22 protein-coding genes and 1 tRNA gene are annotated in these 20537 nt (G+C 60.4%); 12 read left to right on the top strand and 11 right to left on the bottom strand.

Going from position 1 to position 20537, the window contains the following annotated elements:
- The first annotated feature begins 58 nt into the window (after positions 1-58).
- Positions 59-499 carry a hypothetical protein gene (locus tag TR36_RS07440; RefSeq protein ID WP_062762901.1) on the top strand — a complete coding sequence of 147 codons (441 nt, stop codon included), beginning with the start codon at positions 59-61 and terminating at the stop codon, positions 497-499.
- Here TR36_RS07440 and rnd read toward each other — a convergent pair.
- Positions 496-1647, bottom strand: a complete 1152-nt coding sequence (rnd, locus tag TR36_RS07435; protein WP_045390455.1) for a ribonuclease D — start codon at positions 1645-1647, stop codon at positions 496-498. The genes TR36_RS07440 and rnd overlap by 4 nt on opposite strands.
- A gap of 335 nt (positions 1648-1982) precedes the next feature.
- Between rnd and TR36_RS07430 the strand changes: the two genes are divergently transcribed.
- Positions 1983-2954, top strand: coding sequence for a Hint domain-containing protein (locus TR36_RS07430; RefSeq protein ID WP_052362591.1), 972 nt, complete (start codon positions 1983-1985; stop codon positions 2952-2954).
- Here the strand turns inward: TR36_RS07430 and purN are convergent.
- Together purN and purM are read right to left on the bottom strand one after the other, a co-directional pair.
- The gene (gene purN, locus TR36_RS07425; protein ID WP_062762898.1) at positions 2951-3517 is read right to left on the bottom strand and encodes a phosphoribosylglycinamide formyltransferase; all 567 of its coding nucleotides are present in this window, start codon (positions 3515-3517) and stop codon (positions 2951-2953) included. The two genes, TR36_RS07430 and purN, sit on opposite strands and share 4 nt — an antisense overlap.
- Positions 3514-4557 carry a phosphoribosylformylglycinamidine cyclo-ligase gene (purM, locus tag TR36_RS07420; protein ID WP_045390458.1) on the bottom strand — a complete coding sequence of 348 codons (1044 nt, stop codon included), beginning with the start codon at positions 4555-4557 and terminating at the stop codon, positions 3514-3516. The genes purN and purM overlap by 4 nt, the downstream gene beginning before the upstream one ends.
- A gap of 101 nt (positions 4558-4658) precedes the next feature.
- Between purM and TR36_RS07415 the strand changes: the two genes are divergently transcribed.
- The 6 genes from TR36_RS07415 to tpiA all read left to right on the top strand — a co-directional run bounded on the left by TR36_RS07415 (position 4659) and on the right by tpiA (position 7843).
- Positions 4659-4734 (top strand) — tRNA-Ile (locus TR36_RS07415).
- A 201-nt stretch (positions 4735-4935) separates the two neighbouring features.
- Positions 4936-5841 carry a carbohydrate kinase gene (locus TR36_RS07410; RefSeq protein WP_045390460.1) on the top strand — a complete coding sequence of 302 codons (906 nt, stop codon included), beginning with the start codon at positions 4936-4938 and terminating at the stop codon, positions 5839-5841.
- Positions 5838-6272 carry a D-aminoacyl-tRNA deacylase gene (gene dtd, locus TR36_RS07405; protein WP_045390463.1) on the top strand — a complete coding sequence of 145 codons (435 nt, stop codon included), beginning with the start codon at positions 5838-5840 and terminating at the stop codon, positions 6270-6272. Before TR36_RS07410 ends, dtd begins: the two co-directional genes overlap by 4 nt.
- A gap of 40 nt (positions 6273-6312) precedes the next feature.
- A complete protein-coding gene (locus tag TR36_RS07400; protein ID WP_045390465.1) occupies positions 6313-6669 on the top strand; it encodes an SUF system Fe-S cluster assembly protein in 357 nt (118 codons plus the stop codon).
- Positions 6670-6699: 30 nt separating this feature from the next.
- Complete coding sequence (locus TR36_RS07395; RefSeq protein ID WP_045390467.1) at positions 6700-7047, top strand: iron-sulfur cluster assembly accessory protein; 348 nt, start codon at positions 6700-6702, stop codon at positions 7045-7047.
- Between the two features lie 61 nt (positions 7048-7108).
- Positions 7109-7843 carry a triose-phosphate isomerase gene (gene tpiA, locus TR36_RS07390; RefSeq protein ID WP_045390470.1) on the top strand — a complete coding sequence of 245 codons (735 nt, stop codon included), beginning with the start codon at positions 7109-7111 and terminating at the stop codon, positions 7841-7843.
- On the opposite strand, the gene TR36_RS07385 is transcribed toward tpiA, so the two are convergent.
- Positions 7818-8957, bottom strand: a complete 1140-nt coding sequence (locus TR36_RS07385) for an acetoin utilization protein AcuC (RefSeq protein WP_045390970.1) — start codon at positions 8955-8957, stop codon at positions 7818-7820. The genes tpiA and TR36_RS07385 overlap by 26 nt on opposite strands.
- A 146-nt stretch (positions 8958-9103) precedes the next feature.
- Between TR36_RS07385 and TR36_RS07380 the strand changes: the two genes are divergently transcribed.
- Together TR36_RS07380 and TR36_RS07375 are read left to right on the top strand one after the other, a co-directional pair.
- A complete protein-coding gene (locus TR36_RS07380; protein ID WP_045390472.1) occupies positions 9104-9556 on the top strand; it encodes an NUDIX hydrolase in 453 nt (150 codons plus the stop codon).
- A gap of 28 nt (positions 9557-9584) precedes the next feature.
- On the top strand, positions 9585-9968 hold the full coding sequence (locus tag TR36_RS07375; RefSeq protein ID WP_062762895.1) for a DUF1178 family protein: 384 nt from the start codon (positions 9585-9587) through the stop codon (positions 9966-9968).
- On the opposite strand, the gene TR36_RS07370 is transcribed toward TR36_RS07375, so the two are convergent.
- The 3 genes from TR36_RS07370 to TR36_RS07360 form a co-directional block, all read right to left on the bottom strand.
- On the bottom strand, positions 9969-10310 hold the full coding sequence (locus tag TR36_RS07370; RefSeq protein ID WP_045390476.1) for a PRC-barrel domain-containing protein: 342 nt from the start codon (positions 10308-10310) through the stop codon (positions 9969-9971).
- 64 nt (positions 10311-10374) lie between these two features.
- On the bottom strand, positions 10375-10782 hold the full coding sequence (locus TR36_RS07365) for a PRC-barrel domain-containing protein (RefSeq protein WP_045390973.1): 408 nt from the start codon (positions 10780-10782) through the stop codon (positions 10375-10377).
- A gap of 59 nt (positions 10783-10841) precedes the next feature.
- Positions 10842-12431, bottom strand: a complete 1590-nt coding sequence (locus TR36_RS07360; RefSeq protein WP_153010524.1) for a sensor histidine kinase — start codon at positions 12429-12431, stop codon at positions 10842-10844.
- A 77-nt stretch (positions 12432-12508) separates the two neighbouring features.
- Here TR36_RS07360 and TR36_RS07355 point away from each other — a divergent pair, with 77 nt between their 5' ends.
- Both TR36_RS07355 and TR36_RS07350 read left to right on the top strand, forming a co-directional pair.
- Positions 12509-13078: a type 1 glutamine amidotransferase domain-containing protein gene (locus tag TR36_RS07355; RefSeq protein ID WP_045390478.1), complete on the top strand. Its 570-nt coding sequence runs from the start codon at positions 12509-12511 to the stop codon at positions 13076-13078.
- Between the two features lie 157 nt (positions 13079-13235).
- The gene (locus TR36_RS07350; protein ID WP_153010523.1) at positions 13236-14276 is read left to right on the top strand and encodes a P1 family peptidase; all 1041 of its coding nucleotides are present in this window, start codon (positions 13236-13238) and stop codon (positions 14274-14276) included.
- On the opposite strand, the gene TR36_RS07345 is transcribed toward TR36_RS07350, so the two are convergent.
- From TR36_RS07345 to TR36_RS07330, 4 genes are read right to left on the bottom strand one after another with little or no spacing between them, the layout of a single operon-like run.
- On the bottom strand, positions 14255-15001 hold the full coding sequence (locus tag TR36_RS07345) for an SDR family NAD(P)-dependent oxidoreductase (RefSeq protein ID WP_045390482.1): 747 nt from the start codon (positions 14999-15001) through the stop codon (positions 14255-14257). The genes TR36_RS07350 and TR36_RS07345 overlap by 22 nt on opposite strands.
- A gap of 9 nt (positions 15002-15010) precedes the next feature.
- Positions 15011-15979 carry a 2-hydroxyacid dehydrogenase gene (locus tag TR36_RS07340; RefSeq protein WP_067397919.1) on the bottom strand — a complete coding sequence of 323 codons (969 nt, stop codon included), beginning with the start codon at positions 15977-15979 and terminating at the stop codon, positions 15011-15013.
- 2 nt (positions 15980-15981) lie between these two features.
- Positions 15982-17670: a gamma-glutamyltransferase gene (ggt, locus tag TR36_RS07335; RefSeq protein ID WP_045390487.1), complete on the bottom strand. Its 1689-nt coding sequence runs from the start codon at positions 17668-17670 to the stop codon at positions 15982-15984.
- Position 17671: 1 nt separating this feature from the next.
- Positions 17672-20527: an FAD-binding and (Fe-S)-binding domain-containing protein gene (locus TR36_RS07330; RefSeq protein WP_045390489.1), complete on the bottom strand. Its 2856-nt coding sequence runs from the start codon at positions 20525-20527 to the stop codon at positions 17672-17674.
- Positions 20528-20537 lie beyond the last annotated feature (10 nt).

Raw genomic sequence — 20537 nt, 5'->3', positions numbered from 1 at the left:
GTCACGCTTTTCAACCGCAGCCGGTTACGCTAGCACTATTGCAAACGAGGGGGACATGATGACCAAACCGCTATTCTACATTCTGGCCGTGGGCCTTGCGCTGGCTGGTTGCAACCGGATGAACCCGGGGACATGGCTGAACGGCGGCGCGGATTCGCCGCGGCCCGAAGATGCACCACCTGCCGCCGCCGTTGTCGTGGATACCCGCCCGCTTATCGCGCAGGTGCAATCGGTATCGATCGCCCCTACCCCGACCGGTGCCATCGTTCGCGCATCCGGCATCGCCGCAGCACCGGGCTGGTATGGATCGTCGCTGGTGGCAACGCCGGTTCAGGACGGCACCCTGACGCTGGAGTTCCGCAGCACCCCCCCCGAAAGCACGAAAAGCACGGTGATCCAGCCGATCATCGCAGCCACCGCAATCAAACGGGATGTCTTGCAGGGTGTACGCCACATCGTTGTGCGCGGCGCAACCAATTCGGTGACCGCAACGCCTTAAAGCGTTACGATCTTTACGGAGTTGCCCTTGGCGGAAAGGGCAATTTCCCCCCTGCACAAACGCAATGCATCGGCACCGAAGGCCTCCATCCGCCACCCTTTGAGCGGCAGCAGATCGCGGTCGCCCGTGGCCAGCGCATCCAGATCGGCAGAGGAGGCGATCAGCTTCGAGGCAACGCCCAGATCTTCGGATTTGGCCTTCAGCAGAACACGCAACAAATCGGCCAGCGCCGGATTGACCTGCGCATTATCCTTCAGGACCGGCACCTTGGGCAGATCGGATGCCTTCATCTCCTGCCCTGCCTTTACCGCAGCCAGAATGCCGTCGGCAATGGCACCACGGCGCGCCTCACGCAGCAGCAACCGTGACTTGTTCAGATCCTCGATACTTGCCGGACGGGTAGAGGCGACCTCCAGCAGCGCATCATCCTTCATGACACGCGACCGGGGGACGTTATTGGATTGCGCATAGGTTTCCCGGAACCGGGCAAGCTCCTTGACGATTCCCAGAAAGCGCGCCGACGTGGTACGTGTCTTCACACGCATCCAGGCATCCTCGGGGTGGACGGTATAGGTGGCAGGATCCAGCAGGATCGCCAGTTCCTCGGTTACCCACCGTTCACGCCCCGCCTTGGCAATCTGCGCCTGCAATGACTCATAGATCTGGCGAAGATGCGTCACATCGGCCAGCGCATAAACCGATTGCGCCTCGGTCAGCGGGCGGCGGGACCAATCGGTAAAGCGCGAGGTTTTATCAAGCGACTCTCGGGCAATCTTGCGGACCAGCGTTTCATAGCCGACCTGCTCACCAAAACCGCAGACCATTGCCGCAACCTGCGTATCGAACAGCGGTTTCGGAATGACGCCGCCTTCAACAAAGAATATCTCCAGATCCTGACGTGCGGCGTGAAAGACCTTTACCGTCTGCTCCCACCGGAACAGGTCATACAAAGGCGCCAGATCCATATCCTCGCCCACGATCGGGTCGATAAGGACCGCCTCCCCGCCCGGCAATGCCATCTGGATCAGGCACAGCTTGGACCAATACGTCCGCTCTCGCAGGAATTCGGTATCAAGGGTGACATAGGGCTTCGTCTTGGCTTCCGCACAAATTGCAGCCAGGTCGGAGGTCGTCGTGATCGTGCGCATACATGGCCTTTCGCCGCCGGTTCATCCGGCCCGTCACGATTCTAACGCGCGGAAACGAGAAGTTGAAGGGACAAGATGCGGCGCATCATGTGGTATGGATTGAAACATTTCACTGCATGGCGCTATAAGCCCGCCATCATTCCGGCAATTAGATTTCACTGAAGCGGTTGCTGCAGATACTTTCATATAAATATATACCTGAAAAAGCCAGATTACGTTAATAAAGCGTAAATTGTGCCTTTATGGCCGGTTCACCTACATTTTGATTATCAAAATTGCCGTATCGGCGTAATGTCTCCTTAATAAGTATATTGTTAATGCAGGGGACAAGCTTGATGGCTGACCAAACTTATTACGTCACTGGCGATCAGATCGCATCTTATTCCGGACTGACCTCGTCGGGAAATGGCAGTGAAGCAACTGTTACACTCACCGGTGTCACACCGCTTGGAACGGCTTCGGATGTGTACACCGTTGTCATCAGCCAAACGAATGACCGGAATTATTTCTCGAATGGTCAACAGGTCTCGGTTTACGATTCCGAAGGCACATTGATCTATTCGAACGCGAACCCGCAGAACCAGGAGTTCCAGGGTGTCGCTGCAGCCGATAACTACCAGATCTTCTCGAATGCGAATTTCGTAATTGATGTTGACGGTTTTGACAGCAGCGAAGTGACGTATACCGCCACCTCCGATGCTTACAATGACTACCTTTCCTTCTCGTCGCTCTACGCAACGGCCGAAGCGGCACAGGCCAGCTTCTGCTTTACCGCCGGAACGTCCATCCTGACGCAGGACGGCCTGCGTTCGGTCGAGGATCTGAAAGTTGGCGACATGGTCATGACCCGCGACCACGGCGCACAGCCGCTGATCTGGGTCGGCAAGACCGAGACGATCGGCGTTGGCCCCTTTGCCCCCGTCGTGATCGAGGCCGGTGCATATGGCAACACCAAAGACCTGACGGTTTCGCAACAGCACCGCATGCTGATCGAGGGTGAAACCGCTGAAATGCTGTACGGTGAGGCAACCGTTCTGGTTGCGGCAGCGCACCTCGTGAACGGCACGACCGTCCGTATCGCACCGCGTGGCAAGATCTCCTACTACCACATCGCATGTGCGGCACATGAGGTGATCTTTGCCGAAGGCGCCGCAACCGAGACCATGTTCTTCGGTGACTCGCTCTATGCCGACAACAACTCGGCAGTCCGCGACGAGCTGGAGGCCCTGTTCCCCGATCTGGCAGGCATGCATCCGACAACGGCGCACCGTTGCCTGCGCAAATTCGAAGCGCGCCTGCTGGCCTAACGGCTGGCGAAAGCGCGGAGGCAGGCCGGGTAAAGCTTATGCTCCTCGGCCAGCACCCGCGCCGACAGCGTTTCTGCGGTGTCCGTCGGCAGCACGGGCACCGTCGCCTGACCCAGAATCGGCCCGTTGTCCAGAATGGCCGTCACCTCATGCACAGTGCAGCCGGCCTCGGCATCGCCGGCATCGATCGCACGCTGATGCGTATGCAACCCCGGATATTTCGGCAGAAGCGACGGATGGATATTCAGCATCCGCCCCTCGAACCGTTCCACAAAGGACGGCGTCAGCACCCGCATGAAGCCTGCAAGGCACAGAATATCCGGACGTGATTGCAGGATCGGTTCCAACAGGGCAGCCTCGAATGCGGCGCGATCCCCTTTGAACAGCCGGTGATCCACCGCCGCAGTGGCAACCCCCATGTCCGCCGCCGTGCGCAATCCCCCCGCTGCGGGATCATTCGAGGCGACCAGAACCGGGCGCGCCGGATGATCACCGGTCATGCTTTTGACGAGGGCCACCATATTGGAGCCCCCGCCCGAGATCAGGATCGCGACGCGTTTCACAGCAGGCTGCCAGAGTAACGCACGCCTTCACCGGCGGTGATGGTGCCCAGACGGGAAACGGTTTCACCTTCGGCGGCCAGCAGCTCGGCAATCGCCTCGGCCCGGTCGGCTGCCACGACGATGATCATGCCGATCCCGGAGTTGAAGGTCTTGAGCAGTTCGCTCTCGGCCATGTCGGCTGTCTTTGCCAACCAGTCAAAGACCGGCGGAAGGATCCATGCGTCCAGCGACACATCGGCCCCCAGCCCCTCGGGCAGCACACGCGGCAGGTTCTCGGTCAGGCCCCCACCCGTGATATGGGCCAGCGCATGCACGCCCCCTTCGCGAATGGCTGCCAGCGCAGGCTTTACATACAACCGTGTCGGCGTCAGCAAGGCGGCACCCAACGATCCATCGGCAAAGGGCGCATCCGCATCCCAGCCAAGGCCGGACATCTCGACCACCTTGCGGACGAACGAATACCCGTTGGAATGTACCCCGTCCGAGGCCAGCCCCAGAAGAACGTCCCCTTCGACCACGCCGTCCGGCAATGCCGTGCCACGCTCCATCGCGCCGACGGCAAAGCCCGCAAGATCGAAATCGCCACGGTGATACATGCCCGGCATCTCAGCCGTCTCACCACCGACCAGCGCGCAGCCGGAGGCTTCGCAGCCCGCGGCAATCCCCTCGACGATCGTAGCCGCCTGATCGACGTCCAATTTGCCCGTCGCAAAGTAGTCGAGGAAGAACAGCGGCTCTGCCCCCTGGCACACCAGGTCGTTGACACACATCGCGACCAGATCGATCCCGATCGTATCCACGACACCTGTATCGATTGCGATCCGCAGTTTGGTGCCGACCCCGTCAGTGGCCGCGACAAGGATCGGATCCTTGTAGCCGGCGGCCTTCAGGTCGAACAAAGCGCCAAAGCCGCCCAGCCCCGACATCGTTCCCGCACGATCCGTGCGCTTTGCCGCCGGCTTGATCCGGTCAACAAGCGCATTGCCTGCATCGATATCTACACCGGCATCGGCATAGGTCAGTCCGTTCTTGTTGGTCATGGCACCAGTCCCCACAGATCTTTAGCCCGCATTAGACGATCCCGGTTCCCTGCGCAACGCAGCTTGACCAACCCGCGCCTTCGCATTAGGCAATCATTGCCGGGCCTGTAGCTCAATGGTTAGAGCAGGGCGCTCATAACGCCTTGGTTGGGGGTTCGAGTCCCTCCGGGCCTACCAAACTGCAATAGGCAGCACGTCGGACAATATGGCTGACGGCAGAACGGAAAAGCAGTTTGCAGGAACCCTTCTCCCGCGATCAACGCTACCCTGCTTCCCTGACCACACTTGCATGACCTGCCCTCGGTGTTGCCGCCCATTGCGGCACCGCTGCCGTTTCGATAATGTTAGCGGTAAAATAACGGTTAAAGGAATGGCGCAATGATCCTGTGCTGCGGCGAAGCGTTGATCGACATGCTGCCCCGAGAGGGCGCTTTCATGCCCTACCCCGGTGGCGCGGTGTTTAACACTGCCATCGCGCTTGGTCGGCTCGGGGCGGATGTCGGGTTCTTTTCCGGCATCTCGAACGATCTGTTCGGCACCATGCTGGATGCGTCGCTGACGGAATCGCGGGTGAACACCGAGAATGCCGCGCGCAGCAACCGCCCCACGACGCTGGCATTTGTCACGCTGCGCGACGGTCAGGCCAGCTATGCCTTCTATGATGAGAATACAGCCGGCCGTCTGTTGGAACCCAAGGATCTGCCGGATCTTGGCCCCGAGGTGGATGCGCTGTTCTTTGGCGGCATCTCCTTGGTCAGCGAACCTGCGGCAGACACCTATGCCGCGCTGATCGCGCGGGAGGCGGCAACACGCGTCACCATGATCGATCCGAACATCCGCCCCGGTTTCATCACCGATCCCGATCGTTACCGCGCGCGGATCAACCACATGATCGAGGTGTCCGATATCGTGAAGATCTCGGACGAGGACCTTCATTGGCTGGAGGGTGAAGGCGAACTGGCGGATCTGGTCAAGGCCCTGCTGGCCCGCGGCCCCAAGATCGTGCTGCTGACCGAAGGGGCCAAGGGGGCGCATGCCTTTACCGCCAACGGCCATTGCTTTGCCGCCGCGCAAAAGGTGACCGTGGCCGACACGGTAGGTGCGGGCGATACTTTCAACGCGGGGTTCCTGGCCGCACTCCAGCGCGCCGGTGCGTTGAACAAGGCCGCCGTGGCCAACCTTTCCGAGGACGTGCTGCAAAGCGGTCTGGAACTGGGCGTACGGGCAGCAGCCGTTACCGTTTCCCGTGCCGGTGCAAACCCGCCGTGGGAGCATGAGGTGTGAAAGCCCTTCTGCAGCGCGTGACAGAAGCCTCCGTTCGCGTTGCGGATACGGAAATCGGCCGTATCGGGCCCGGTTTGCTTGTGCTGGTCTGTGCCATGCGCGGCGACACTGCCGAGCAGGCCGATGCCCTCGCTGCACGTATCGCCAAGCAGCGCATCTTTCGGGATGAACAGGACAAGATGAACCTGTCATTGAAGGATGTGGGCGGTTCGGTTCTGGTGGTCAGCCAGTTCACACTGGCGGCCGATACCAGCCGGGGAACACGCCCCGGCTTTTCGGCAGCTGCCCCCGTCGACGAGGGGCGCGCCCTTTATGAACGGTTCTGTACCGCGATGGCAGAACACGCCCCTGTTGAAACCGGCCGCTTCGGTGCCGACATGCAGGTATCGCTGGTCAACTCCGGCCCTGTCACGATCTGGGTTGAGGCCTGACCTCCCCATCCCTATATTCCTATCCAAAGAGGATCGTTCCATGACCGATATGCAAACCGAAGGTGACCCGCTTATCAAGCCGTCCACCACCGAACACCCCCTGTACGATCAGGTCGTCGATGCCTGCCGCAGCGTCTATGATCCGGAAATTCCGGTAAACATATTCGATCTGGGGCTGATCTACACGATCGAGATCAACGACCTGAACGAGGTCGAGATCCTGATGACGCTGACCGCCCCGGGCTGCCCCGTTGCAGGTGAAATGCCCGGCTGGGTCGCCGACTCGGTCGAACCCATTCCGGGCGTGAAGCAGGTCAATGTCGGAATGACCTTCGATCCCCCATGGGGAATGGAAATGATGTCGGACGAAGCCCGCCTCGAACTGGGCTTCATGTAAACCCCGCGTTCAATGCGGAAAGGAAATGCCATGTTCTCAATTCCCGGAAAACAGGCCGTCAGCATCACGCCCTCGGCGGCCAAACAGATTGCACGCCTGATGGCCAAGCAATCCTCTGCAGGGTTGCGCATCGGCGTGAAAAAGGGCGGCTGCGCGGGCATGGAATACACCATGGACTATGTGGCCGACATCAACCCGATGGATGAAACGGTGGAGCAGGACGGCGCACGCGTCATGATTGCCCCCATGGCGCAGATGTTCCTGTTCGGCACCGAAATCGATTACGAAACCTCGCTGCTGGAATCGGGCTTCAAGTTCCGAAACCCGAATGTGGTCGATGCCTGCGGCTGCGGAGAATCCGTCAAGTTCCGCGAGTAAGCTGTTTTCCTTTGGCGATCCCCGTCCTAGATTTACGCGGGTATCACCAAGGGGATTGATTATGCGCGGACTTGCTGCTGGCAACTGGAAGATGAACGGCACAAAGGCGGACCTTGCCGAGGTTGCCGACCTGCTGAAGGCGCATTCCGCACCCGCATGTGATGTTCTGCTATGCCCCCCTGCCACGCTGCTGTCACGGATGGCAGAGGCTGCAAAGGGAACATCCCTTGCTGTTGGCGGGCAGGATTGCCATGCCAAGGCATCGGGTGCGCATACGGGCGATGTATCGGCGGATATGCTAGCCGACGCGGGTGCTACCCATGTCATTCTTGGCCATTCGGAACGGCGCGCGGATCATGGTGAATCCGATGTCATGGTGGCCGATAAGGTCACCGCCGCACAGGCGGCAGGGCTGACAACGATCGTCTGTATCGGGGAAACCGAAGGTGATCGTGACGCTGGCCGCACTCTGGACATCATCGGCAGCCAGATCGATGGCTCGTTGCCCGCCACCTGCGAAGCGGGAAAGCTGGTCGTCGCCTATGAACCGATCTGGGCCATCGGCACCGGCCGCACCCCCTCCCTCGATGAAATTGCCGAAGTCCATGCGTTTTTGCGCAACCAGCTGTCCCCCCGCTTCGGGGATGGTATCCGGCTTCTCTATGGCGGTTCGGTCAAGCCCGGCAACGCGGCCGAAATATTCGCCCTTCCGAATGTCAATGGAGCACTGGTAGGCGGGGCCAGCCTGAAGGCCGCAGACTTTGGCGGGATTATTGCCGCCCTATCCGCCGCCTGAGCACTTCGATCCGCGCAACTACTTCGGGGCGGATGATCCCCTCCCGGCGAGGATCACGTAGGGTGGTCAGAATGTGGGGCTGCGGGGCCGGACGCGCCCCGCCACCCCAGCTCAGCTCAGCCAGCACTGCCTGCGCCGCTACGGGCAGCTGATCGGGAATATCCCGCCCGGCCAATGTGCCCCACAGCGCCGTCCAGCAGCGCCCCACGGTCCACGGATTGTAACCGCCGCCCCCGGTCAGGATGAACCTTGGCGCCAGATGCCGCAGGGCGCGCAGCACGCCGATATGGGCGTTGTTGGATAACCCCATCCGCGATAGCGGATCCTCTTCCACAGCATCAGCGCCGCATTGCAGAACGATCGCATCCGGGCGAAACGCGGCCACCGCCGGAACGATCAAGGCCTCACGGGCCAGACGCATCTCGCTGTCATTGAAACCGCGGGGTACGGGCAGGTTCATGGCAGCGCCGCCTCCGTCATCGTCCAGCGCCCCTGTGAATGGCCACCGCCCCTCTTCATGGGTGGATACCATCAAGATGTCCGGATCACCGGCAAAGGCGGCCGCCACGCCGTCACAATGATGCGCGTCGATATCGACATAGGCGATCCGCCGTGCACCGAAATGGCGCAATGCCAGCATACCCAGAACACAGTCGTTCAGATAGCAGAATCCGTTTGCACGATCCGGCAGGCCGTGATGCGTACCAGCCCCCGGAACATGCACGACCCCGCCATTCTGTACCAATTCCGCCGCCAGCATCATGCCCCCTACTCCGGTTGCCGGACGCCGGAACATTTCGGGGAACAGCGGATTCGACAAGGTTCCCAGATGATGCTGGCGCAACATTGTGTCCGTAGGCGCGTCCAGTGTCTCTGCCTGCTGCAATGCGGCGATATAGGCGGGGTCGTGCCATGCCATCAATGCGTTCGGCAAAGCGCGGGGACTGGTGCGATAGCGGGACCGGGGAAGCCACCCCAAGGCACGTGACAGATCCAGGACGGTAGAGACCCGGGGCACCCGTAATGGATGCCTAGGGCCGTAACTTGACCCGCGATAGATTTCGGCGCCGATCAAAATCGGGTGTTCAGGAAAAATCGGACTGCTCCATGGCAATTTATCATGCAAATGTAGAAATTATTAACCGTAGTCCATTCATTATGCTTCAGCCTCTTGATAGCGGCTGTAGGATACTAACTATTAGACTTCCGATGCGCAAAGACGTCGGGGAAACATGATAAGCAGACAGAAACAGGGTCGGATTGAAACAGGATCGAAAAATCGTCAGCGCCACACGGGAGCAATTGGCAGCATTATGCTGGCGAAAGAAAGATGGGGAACCGCAAGTTCTTCTGATTACAAGCCGCGAAACCGGCAGATGGGTCTTGCCCAAGGGATGGCCCATGCGCGGGCTGAGCAATACCAAAGCCGCCCAGCAGGAAGCGTGGGAAGAGGCCGGGGTCACCGGTGATCCCGGAAAGACCGTCGGGTATTATCTGTACGAAAAAATCCTGTACCGTGATCTGAAGAATGAAAGCACGGTACCCTGCCGCGTAGAGGTCATTGCCCTAAAGGTTACGGGCCTTGCTAAAAGATACCCCGAGTCGAAACAACGTCAACGCAAGTGGTTCTCACTTGAAACCGCGGCGACCAAGGTGCATGAACCGGAGCTCATCGACATTTTCAAGGGGTTGAGGGTCAAAGACCTTACATGACCCCTCGGTATCTCACGGGACGTTTGGAATGATCCGCTTTACCTTGCGTTGTTCGGATGGGCATAGCTTTGAAAGTTGGTTTGCATCGGGCGATACCTTCGAGACACTGCGGAAGGCAGGTCATGTTCCCTGCCCCGAGTGCGGGAACCCTGATGTAGAAAAAGCACTGATGGCACCGGCCGTCAGTATAACCAAAAAAACCGAAGCGCTGGCCGCTTTGAAAAAAATGGTTGAGGCCAATTCGGAATATGTCGGTACCGGATTTGTCGGCGAAGCGCGCAAGATGCATGCCGGAGACGCACCGAAACGGTCAATCCATGGCGAGGCGCGTCTGGATGAAGCCCGCAAGCTGATAGAGGAAGGCGTGCCCGTCCTTCCCCTTCCGTTCATTCCGAAGCGCCAGACCAACTGATCACACCCAATAGGGTGCAACGCCGTAATAACCGTAAAACGTAGTTGCCCATTGGCGGTTATCATCGGTTTCTTCGGGCTGGCGCGGTGCTTTCTGCAACTGTTCTTCGGTAATGTCCGTGACATAGCCATTCAGCGATGTGTCATAGCGCAGTTTCTTCCACGGTACGGGGTGATGGCCTTCGCCAACCCCCAGAAAACCGCCGAACCCCATAACCGCATAGGCGACATAGCCCAGCTCCTTATCGATCCTCAGATGATCGATATGGCCAAGCCGGTCGCCCGAGGGGCTGTAGACTGCGGTGCCATCAACGTCTTTGCTGGAAATTGTGGTACTGGCCATATTCTATCCTCTCTATCGATTTGCAGCGGCACGGGGCATATGGGCCATGCCAATTATGGACGGATCATTCCTTGATGACAGGCAGTGCCTTCAGTTCATCAAGCGACAGGCGCGTTACATAGGCATATTTCCCGTCATTCCCCGACAGCAGATGGACTGCATCCGACGGAAGCATCACCTCATGCTCCCCCATTCCAAGAAAGCCGCCAACTTCAGCGACGATGCCGATCATTTCACCTTCGGGTGACAGAACGATGTCTTCGATTTCACCGATGTTGTCCCATTCGGTGCTGATATCTGTGTATTTGGTTGTGCCGAAGGTCGCCTCTTCGATGCCGGTCTGGATGCTATAGACCTCGCCGCCCTCGATGGTGCTGGCGCGTACGCCGTCCATCGGAACGACGACCTCCTGGGCCATTGCCCCCGCTGTGCCAAGCGTCAGGATCATTGCCGAGGTTGCAAGAAGTTTCATAGCGTCATTCTCCGTATTCATTCTACGGAAACAACGGCACACTGCAGATGTGGTTCCTGTCAGCGCCTGAGATCGCTGAGCCGCGCGCGGAATGCCGCCTGCAAACCTTCGGGGCGGTAATCCAGCATGGCGTTGCCATTCCCCAGGCCCGCCTGCATCAGCCGGGATCCGAAGCCCCTTCGGGTAGGGTTTACCACCTCGGGCCCGCCGCTTTCCTGCCAAGCCATCACCAACTCATCCTCGGCGACGGACCAATCCAGCGACACCCGCCCCTCCGAAACCGAAAGTGCTCCGTACTTCATGGAATTCGTGACCAGTTCGTGGACCAGCAAGGCGACGGACAATGCACTTTCGGAACCCAGATCCACCGCCGGGCCGGAAAGATGGATGTTATCCGCCCCCGCCACCACCGCGACGGACCCTGCAACCACGGCTTCCAGCTTGGCCGCCTCCCACCGTTCATGGGCCAGCAGATCATAGGCGGCCCCCATGGCAATCAGACGGTTCGAAAAACCGCGCACAGCCTCACGATCCGCGCCATTGAAGGTCTGACGGGCAATGGCCGTGATCATGGCAAAGGTATTCTTGAGCCGATGGCTCATCTCCCGCCCGGCCGTACGCCGCTCTTCTATTGCGCGCAGGCTTACGATTGCGGCCTGAATACGGTCGGCCACAGCGCGGACAAAGCTGATGTCCACATCCGCCAGCGGACGTTCCCAGTCAAAATGGACAAAGCCGACCAGCGAAAACACACCATTCTGGAAGATCGGCACGTTGATCAGTACCCGGATGCCCATTTCTGCCAGCATCTTGCCGCTTTTGGCTGTGCGGGGATCCTTTTCGACATCCAGAACGATCACCAGCTCTCCGCGGTTCAGGTCATCCACAAAAGAGCCGTAGTCGCGAAAGTGGTGCAACCCCGCCAATGACTGAACGCCGGGCATCCGCCAATCCGGCTGCATCATCACGGTTTCATTGACGGCATCCACAATCCCGAACCCCGCGCGCGTGGCACGCAGCGTTTCGGCCATCGTCGTGGATCCCAGCGATACGACCTCGGGCACATTCTCGGTCTTGCGCAATACATCGCCCAGACGGACCAGCGCCTCGGCATGTTCGGCCGCCACACGCAGATTGGCGTTCCGACGCTCCACCTCGGCACGCCAAAGGTTACGGCGGTCGCGCTGCTGGATATGGTTCACCACCTCCAGCGCGATTGCCTTCAGTATCCGGATTTCCTCCGTGCTTAACCCCTGAGGCCGGGCGACAAGGTCGATGACGCAAAGCGAGCCGATCGTGACCCCTTCGACGCGCAGAGGCACCCCGGCATAGAACCGGATATTCGGATCCCGCAGAACCAGCGGGTTTTCGCGGGTGCGCGGGTCCTGTGTAAGATCCGGAATGACCAGGATTTCAGGTTCACCCAGAACATGGGTGCAGACGGATTCATCCAGCGGCGTTTCATGACGTTCGAACCCGACATGCGCCTTGAACCATTGGCGGTCACGATCAACAAGGCTGATCAGCGCAATGGGAGCGCGGCAAACCGCGCGTGCTATACCAACCAGATTGTCGAACTCCGGCTCATCCGGAGTATCGAGAATATTCAGCCGGTCCAGCATATCGTAACGGGCTTGCGCGTCGGGCAAGGTCGAACTCCAACAAGAAACCGGAACATTTTATTTCCCTTTTTCGTTCGACCATCACAAGTGGAAAAGGTGCTTTGATGAAACTCGATGGAAAAACCGTGGCCTTGCTGATCGCGCCAGAGGGAACCGAAGATGTCGAATTCGCGCGTCCCAAGGCTGCATTGGAAGCAGCCGGTGCCCGCGTCACCGTGATCAGCCTGACAACAGACGATGCCAAGACCGTTTCGGGCGATCTGCAGCCGGCCGGCACCCATAAGGTCGATGCCAAGGTTGCGGATGTGCATGCCGACCAGTTCGATGCGCTGGTCATCCCGGGCGGTACCGTCGGCGCCGACAGGCTGCGGGCATACAAGGATGTTGTCAGCTTCGTACGCACGATCGTGGAACAGCAAAAACCTGTTGCCGCGATCTGCCACGGTCCATGGGTTCTGGTAGAGGCCGATGTGCTGAAGGGGCGAACCGTTGCCTCCTTCCCCTCACTCCAGACCGACATCCGAAATGCGGGCGGCACATGGCAGGATCGTGAAGTCGTTGTCGATTCCGGCCTTGTAACCAGCCGCAATCCGAACGACCTTGATGCATTCTGTGCCAAAGTTGTCGAGGAAATCAGCGAAGGCCGTCATCGCGCCATGTCGCGCAGCCTGTGAGGAAAACATGAATCGTCCAGTACTTCTGATTGGAGCTGCCGCGGTCATCGTTCTTATTATTGTCTTTATTCGATAACAAAGGCGCGGGGTCTCCTCGCGCTTTTTCAATTCCGGCGCTATCCTTGGCCGACCAAGGACGTCAATACCGGAATATACCATGCCCCGCCTGCGCGATATCGGCCTGTCTGTCGGACCCTATCCGACAGGCCCCCTGAACTCTATTACCGATGTCGCGGGCGTATCGGTGGGGCATGTCACGCTTCACGAAGGGGCGCGGATCCGTACCGGTGCCACGGCAATCCTGCCGCACGCCGGAAATCTGTTTCAGGACAAAGTTCCGGCGGCCCTGGCTATTTTCAACGGGTACGGCAAACTGGCTGGTGCAACCCAGATACAGGAACTGGGTGAGATAGAGACCCCGATCCTGCTGACCAACACCCTTGCCACAGGCCGCGCCATAGAAGCCTCGGTCCAATGGACCTTGGAGCAGGCGGGGAACGAGCACGTCACTTCCATCAATGCGGTAGTAGGTGAAACCAATGACTCCCGATTGAATGACATACGGGCGGGCAGGCCCACGGTCGAAGAAATCACCCGTGCGATTACCGCAGCGACCGATGGCCCCATAGCCGAAGGCGCAGTCGGGGCCGGCACCGGAACAGTTGCATTCGGAATGAAGGGCGGAATCGGCACATCGTCCCGCGTTGTGACGGCCAGCGGCGAATGGCGTGTCGGTGTGCTGGTGCAATCCAACTACGGCGGCACCCTTCGCGTGGCTGGCAAGGAGGTCACCACCCCTGTGGCACATGACCGGGATGGCTCCATCATGATCATCCTTGCCACGGATGCGCCCCTTTCGGATCGCAATCTGCGGCGCCTGGCCGAACGGGCCTTTGGCGGACTGGCACGCACAGGGGCCGCGTTGAGCAACGGATCGGGCGATTATGCCCTGGCGTTTTCGACCCACCCTGCCCTGCGGCGCACGTCCGAACGCCGCGCGGCCGTTACCGCCTACCCCGAACTGTCGAATGATGCCGTATCCCCGCTGTTCGATGCGGTGATCGATGCCACCGAGGAGGCGATCCTCAATTCGATGCTTCAGGCCACAACCACCGAGGGGTGGAATACGGCATTGGCGCGCCCCGAACGTATCGAGGCGTTGCCCATCGCAGCGGTTCAGGAGGTCTTGGCCACCTGAAGCCCGGCATTGGATTGTGAGGTGGGCATCACTTCCAGCGTGTTGATGTTCATATGGGGCGGCAGGGTGGCGATCCACCAGATCGTTTCCGCCATATCTTCGGCCGTCAGCGGGTTGGCCCCTTCATACAGGGCATCGAACGCCTCCTGATTGCCGCCCGTACGGACCAGAGTGAATTCGCTCGTCGCCATGCCAGGTTCCAGCGATGTGACACGTACGCCCGTGCCATGCAGGTCGGCCCGCAGGTTGAGGCTGAACTGCTTCACAAACGCCTTGGTCGCACCATAGACGTTACCGCCCGCATAGGGCCAATTCGCGGCGATGGAGGCCAGATTGACGATCCCGCCCTTCTGCCGGATCAGCGTGGGCAACAGCTTCAGCGTGATTGCGGTCAGCCCCTTCACGTTGGTGTCGATCATGGTCATCCAGTTCGCCAGTTCAACATTCGGGGCGGGCGTTGTGCCCAGGGCCAATCCCGCGTTGTTCACCAGCAGATCCACATCGGCAAAAGCCGCAGGCAGCCCCTCAATCGCGGAATCCATTGCGGCGATATCCTGCATGTCGAACACCATCGGGCAGAAGTTCTCGCCCAGTTCCGCACCCAGCTCCTCCAGCCGCTCGGCCCGGCGGCCGGTGCCGATCACCTTCCAGCCCCCTTTTACAAATCGGCGGGCGGTTTCACGGCCAAATCCGGCCGTGGCACCGGTAATCAAAACGGTTTTCATAACTCTATCCTATACCAGAACGTCAATTTCAGGCGGCTCTTCGCCGCGATGGACACAGGCGATATTGCCGATCATCCGCGTGACCGAGGCCGGGAATGAATCTGCGGAAATGGCGCCGACATGCGGCGTTACGATGATCCGGTCCTGCCCCACCAGCGGATTGCCGGCCTCCACCGGTTCCTGTGCGAATACATCCACGGCGGCCCCCCGCAACGGGCCATTCCGTACAGCCGCCGCCAGATCGGCCTCGACAACCACACCGCCGCGGGCAAGGTTCACCAGCAGTGATCCTTCCTTCATCTGCGCCAGCGTCTTTGCATTCATCAGCCCGCGGGTCTGGTCGTTCAGCTCGCAGTTCAGGGTGACGACATCGGATTGGGCCAGCAGCTCTTCCAATGTGACGAACCGGACATCCAGCGCCGCTTCTTCCTCGGCCGGCAGCGGGCTGCGTTTGGTGTAAAGCACTGTGCAGCCGAACCCCTGCAACAGCTTTACCAGCGCCTTCCCGACATAGCCCAACCCGATGATCCCCACCGTTTTGCCCGACAGCTTCATGCTGGTCGGCGCCAGTTCAGATTTGGGCCATTCGCCAGCGGTCACCCCCATATGACCGCGCACCAGATTGCGCTGCATCGCAAGGATCATCCCCAATGTGGTTTCCGCCACCGCAACGGCGTTGGAGCCGGTCGTGCGCATCACCCGCACCCCGACGCGCCGCGCCGCCTCCAGATCGATGGCATCATAGCCGACGCCCCATTTCTGCACCGCCTTCAGCCCCGAGGCCGCGCCAGCCTCCAGCATGGCCGCCGTGACGGGCACATCCGATACGATCACGAAATCAGCTGCCTTCATTGCGGCCAGCTGGTCCTGCTCCGACCGGCTGGCAGCCCCCTCGATGGTGAACCCTTCGGGCAGATAACCTTCCATACGGGTCAGGCGGTCCGCACCGACTGGATCCAGAATTATGATACGTGGCATATTCAGTCTTTCTTTTGTTCCGGTGCGCGGTCGGGCCAGAACCGGACACCCGGTTTGGCAAGGCCACCACCCAATGCGGCAACAGTTCCGTCGGCGCGCCAACAGGCAGCACCTGTCATGCGGCCATTCCCCTCGAATGCGATGGCATTCATTCCGCCACCGATATGCGGCATGACCTTAACCCTGTGGCCAAGCGCCTCAAGTGCTTCTTTTTGCGGAAGGAACGGTTTCTCGACCTCCAGTTCCTGCCCCTGCGTCCAGATGCGTGGGGCTTCTACCGCCTCTTGCAAGGTCAGCCCATGATCCAGCAAGTTCACGATCCCCTGAAGGATGCTTGGAAAGATGCGCAGCCCCCCCGGCATTCCCAATGCATAAACGGGGGCACCGTCCTTCATCACGATCATCGGTGCCATGGATGTCGGCACCCGCTTGCCCGGAACGACCGACAGCGCCTTGCCCGGACGGGGATCGAAATTCATCATGTAGTTATTGGGGATGATGCCCGTTTCCGGCACGACAAAGCGCGCCCCGAACAGCCCGTTGATCGTATGCGTCGCGGTCACGATATTGCCGTCCTTATCCGCAACGGTCAGATGCGTGGTATCGGCACTTTCATAGCCCTGCGCCGCAGCCGCCTGCAAAGACGCGGCATTGCGAATCCCGGATGCACATTCGGCAGCATAGGCCTTGGAGGTCAGTCGCTCTACCGGCACATCGACAAAGGCGGGATCGCCGGAATGGGCACGACGATCCACAAAGGCCAGCCGGATAACCTCGGCCATCAGATGCAGGCTTTCAGCCGTACCGAACCCCATCGCGCGGACATCATACCGCTCCAGCATGTTCAGCATCTGGGTGATATGCACCCCCGAAGAGGCGGGCGGCGGTGGGCCGATCACCTGATAGCCGCGATAGGTGCCCGTGATCGGCGTACGTTCCACCGCACGGTAATCCGTCAGATCCGCCTCTGTCAGAAAGCCCGCATGATCATCCCCGGTGGCCATGCGCGCCACCAAGGCCTTGCCAAGGGCACCACCATAAAGCGCGGCCGCCCCCTCGCGCTGGATCAGACGCAGTGTTTCGGCGTAATCCCCCATGACCATACGTTCACCGGGGGACATCAGGGCCCCCTTGGGGGCCACCAGTGCGGCCATGGCCGGATCTGCCAGCAGATCCCCTGCAAATTCATTCATTGCCCCGGCCAGATAATGCGTCACGGTAAACCCGCGCGATGCGGCCCGGATCGCGGGTTCGACCACATCGGCAAAGGGCAGCTTTCCGAAGCGGCGATGCATGTCGCACCAACCGCGCAGGTTGCCGGGTACGGCCACCGCCGATGCGCCCAGCATACTGCACCGCCCTTCGGTTTCCATATACCGCGCCGGTTCATCCGACACCGGCCGATACATATCGGGCTGCATCTGCCCCCCGGCCGAGGAAAGCGCATCGAAGACGACATTCGTGCTATCGGCCATCCGCACATGCGACAGGCCGCCCCCCGCAATCCCGACCATCATCGGTTCCACCACCGTCAGCGTCAGCAGCGCCGCCACCGTCGCATCCACCGCATTGCCCCCGGCCGCAAGCATTTCAGAACCCGCCGCCGTTCCAAGGGGATGGTTGGTCACCACAACCCCGCCAGAGCCGCTTGCCGGCGCTTTGTCACAGGTGAACGGCAATGTTCGGGTCATGTCAGATATCCTCGGTTGCGAATACGGGGTGGGATGGATCGGGGCATGCATCCGGATGCTGCAGACATTCGCGCAGCAGGCTCAGCGGGTGACGAAGGGTTCTGCCAGCCTGCACATCGGCCTGACAACGGCAGGAAAAGCCGGTGGCCAATACCGGCATCACATCGCTCATCTGCGCGGCCCATGATTGTGCGAATATGCGGGACGAGGTTTCGGCATTCTCCACCTCATGCCCCCATGTTCCGGCCATGCCGCAGCATCCGGTGGCAGGCGTTTCCAGTGCAACCCCGACGTGCGCGAAGATCCTGGCCCAGACCTCTGCGGTATTGGAACGCAGGGTTCTTTCCGTGCAATGCGGCAGCAGGCGCGCCGTCTGTGTCATTGCCCTGACCGGCAGATCCGCAATCCGCCCTGCCAGCCATTCCTGTGGCAACATCACGGGGGCCACAGCCGTGCGCATCGCATCAGGATATTCATCGCCATAGGCCAGCGTCACCGCAGGTTCGATTCCGATCAACGGCAGGCCCGCCTTGTGCAGGCGGTCCAGCATTGCGGCTTGTCGCCTTGCCACTCGGGCAAAGGCGGTCAACCGCCCGGAAACATGCAAGGGCTTCCCCGAGGGGCGAAAAGGCGCGACCCAGGGGGTTACCCCGACCGCACGCAGGACATCCACCAGATCGATCACCAGATCAGGCTCAAAAAAATGGGTGAAGGCATCGGGAACAATGACCACCGCCGATGCGGGATCGGGCAACGTCTTTCCCACCATCCGCACGCCCCGCAACCGCAATTCCCGCATAAGATCGAATGCCGGTATCTGCGGCAGGTGGTGTAGCCCGATCCGTCGCAAGATCCCCGAGCGGATAATGCCGTTGAAGACCGGACGCAGCCCTGCGGCATAGGGCAAGGCAGGCTCCAGCATAGCAAGGGCGTGATCGCGCAACGGGCGCCGATGCCGCATGTACCACGCCTGCATGAACTTTACCCGAAAAGAGGGAACATCCACATGCACCGGACAGGCCCGTGAACAGGCCCTGCAAGACAGGCAGCCGTCCAGAGCTTCCTTGACCTCGGCCTCGAACCGGGGATCGGCACCACCATCAGGTCCGCCCTGACGCAACCATTCCCGCACCAGTCCGGCACGCCCCTTGGGGGAATGCCGCCGGTCCAGCGTGGCCTTGTATGACGGGCACATCACCTCTGCCGCGCTTTGGGCAAAACAGGCGCCGTTGCCGTTGCATGACAAGGCGGGGGCGTAATCCGCGCGGACCTGCGGCGCGATCTGGCGGTCGTTCTGGCCGCGCAGGGGGACGCCATCAATCTTCATCAACGGCTCCGGCCCGGCGATCTTGCCCGGGTTCATGCGATTGTCCGGATCGAAGGCCCGCTTCACTTCCTGCAGCGCAGGGTAGAGCAGGCCGAATACCGCCGGTACAAATTCGGAGCGGACGCCCTTGCCATGTTCACCCCACAGCAGGCCGCCATATTGCCGGGCCAATTCCTCCACCGCCTCGGTGATGCGGCGGATCAGGGGTTCCTGCCCAGGATCAGTCAGATCCAGCGCAGGGCGAACATGCAGAACACCGGCATCTACATGGCCAAACATGCCGTATTCCAGCCCCTCCGCATCCAGTATTGCCCGAAAGCCCGCGATGAAAGGCTCGAGGTTCTCGGGCGGAACGGCGCAATCCTCCACGAACGGCAGGGGGCGCTTCGCCCCTTCGGCACGGCCCAACAGCCCCACCGATTTCTTGCGCATAGTCCAGATGCGGGACACGTCGGCCCCCTGCACCTGCGAAAAGCCGCGTCTGCCGTTGATCTGGCGGGCAAGCTCCGACGTCAGTCGCCCGACTGCGGATTGTACCTGAAGCAGATCATCACCGGTGAATTCAACGATATTGACCCCCTGCGCCCCGGCATCGGGGAAATAGGCGGCAACATCGGCCCATATGATATCTGCCCGGGCCAGGCCCAGCACACGGCTGTCTATCGTCTCGACCGAAGTGGCCCCCATGCCTGCAAGTATACGGGCATCCCGCAGGGCAGACTGGAAATCATCGTAGAAAATATTGACCAGCACCGCGATTTTCGGGATCGGCAGCACATTCAGCCGTGCCTCGGCAATCAACCCCAATGTTCCTTCGGATCCGCAAAGGACAGATCGCACCCCCCGCTCGGGAATATGCGCCAGATCGTAGCCGGTCAGTGACCTGTTCATCTTGGGAAACCGTGCCTTGATCAGCGCGGCGTTGTCGGCAGCCAATCGTGCCATCCGGTCTGCCAAGGGGTGCGGCAGGTCGGTATCCAGCACCTCACCCCCCGTTAGAACGGCACGCAGCCCCAGCACATGGTCCGAGGTCTTGCCATAGGCGCAGGACCCCTGCCCGCAGGCATCGGTTGAAATCATCCCCCCGATCGTGGCCCGTGAGGAAGTCGAAAGTTCTGGTGCAAAGAACAATCCGTGTTCGGCAAGCACGGCATTCAGATGGTCCTTGATCACGCCGGGCTGCACCCGCACCCAGCCTTCAGCAGCGTTTACCTCAAGGATGCCCGTCATATGACGCGAACAATCCACCACCACCCCGTTGCCCAGGGATTGGCCATTGGTTCCGGTGCCGCCCCCGCGCGGACGCAGCACAATTCCCGGATGCTGCGGCAACAACCCCGCGATACGGACCAGATCCTGTTCGTTGCGTGGATGGACCACGGAATCGGGCAGCACCTGATAGATCGAATTATCTGTCGCCAGAACCACCCGCTCCGAGGTCGAGGAGCCGATATCCCCCTCGAACCCCGTTGCCGAAAGCGCTGCCAGAAACGCCGCGTAATCCGCCAATTCCAATTCCCGTGTGTCCATTGGCACCGGA

This window comes from Falsirhodobacter sp. alg1, assembly GCF_000739715.2.
In the GTDB taxonomy this organism is placed as follows: Bacteria; Pseudomonadota; Alphaproteobacteria; order Rhodobacterales; family Rhodobacteraceae; genus Falsirhodobacter.
Note: the sequence above shows the minus strand (reverse complement) of the source record. Positions and strands in the feature narration are given on the sequence as shown.

Bases quoted from the DNA above. Each gene is read 5' to 3' on its own strand.
- TR36_RS07440 (WP_062762901.1), top strand. From the start codon at position 59: ATGACCAAACCGCTATTCTACATTCTGGCCGTGGGCCTTGCGCTGGCT.
- rnd (WP_045390455.1), bottom strand. From the start codon at position 1,647: ATGCGCACGATCACGACGACCTCCGACCTGGCTGCAATTTGTGCGGAA.
- TR36_RS07430 (WP_052362591.1), top strand. From the start codon at position 1,983: ATGGCTGACCAAACTTATTACGTCACTGGCGATCAGATCGCATCTTAT.
- purM (WP_045390458.1), bottom strand. From the start codon at position 4,557: ATGACCAACAAGAACGGACTGACCTATGCCGATGCCGGTGTAGATATC.
- TR36_RS07410 (WP_045390460.1), top strand. From the start codon at position 4,936: ATGATCCTGTGCTGCGGCGAAGCGTTGATCGACATGCTGCCCCGAGAG.
- TR36_RS07400 (WP_045390465.1), top strand. From the start codon at position 6,313: ATGACCGATATGCAAACCGAAGGTGACCCGCTTATCAAGCCGTCCACC.
- TR36_RS07395 (WP_045390467.1), top strand. From the start codon at position 6,700: ATGTTCTCAATTCCCGGAAAACAGGCCGTCAGCATCACGCCCTCGGCG.
- tpiA (WP_045390470.1), top strand. From the start codon at position 7,109: ATGCGCGGACTTGCTGCTGGCAACTGGAAGATGAACGGCACAAAGGCG.
- TR36_RS07375 (WP_062762895.1), top strand. From the start codon at position 9,585: ATGATCCGCTTTACCTTGCGTTGTTCGGATGGGCATAGCTTTGAAAGT.
- TR36_RS07370 (WP_045390476.1), bottom strand. From the start codon at position 10,310: ATGGCCAGTACCACAATTTCCAGCAAAGACGTTGATGGCACCGCAGTC.
- TR36_RS07365 (WP_045390973.1), bottom strand. From the start codon at position 10,782: ATGAAACTTCTTGCAACCTCGGCAATGATCCTGACGCTTGGCACAGCG.
- TR36_RS07355 (WP_045390478.1), top strand. From the start codon at position 12,509: ATGAAACTCGATGGAAAAACCGTGGCCTTGCTGATCGCGCCAGAGGGA.
- TR36_RS07350 (WP_153010523.1), top strand. From the start codon at position 13,236: ATGCCCCGCCTGCGCGATATCGGCCTGTCTGTCGGACCCTATCCGACA.
- TR36_RS07345 (WP_045390482.1), bottom strand. From the start codon at position 15,001: ATGAAAACCGTTTTGATTACCGGTGCCACGGCCGGATTTGGCCGTGAA.
- TR36_RS07340 (WP_067397919.1), bottom strand. From the start codon at position 15,979: ATGCCACGTATCATAATTCTGGATCCAGTCGGTGCGGACCGCCTGACC.
- ggt (WP_045390487.1), bottom strand. From the start codon at position 17,670: ATGACCCGAACATTGCCGTTCACCTGTGACAAAGCGCCGGCAAGCGGC.
- TR36_RS07330 (WP_045390489.1), bottom strand. From the start codon at position 20,527: ATGGACACACGGGAATTGGAATTGGCGGATTACGCGGCGTTTCTGGCA.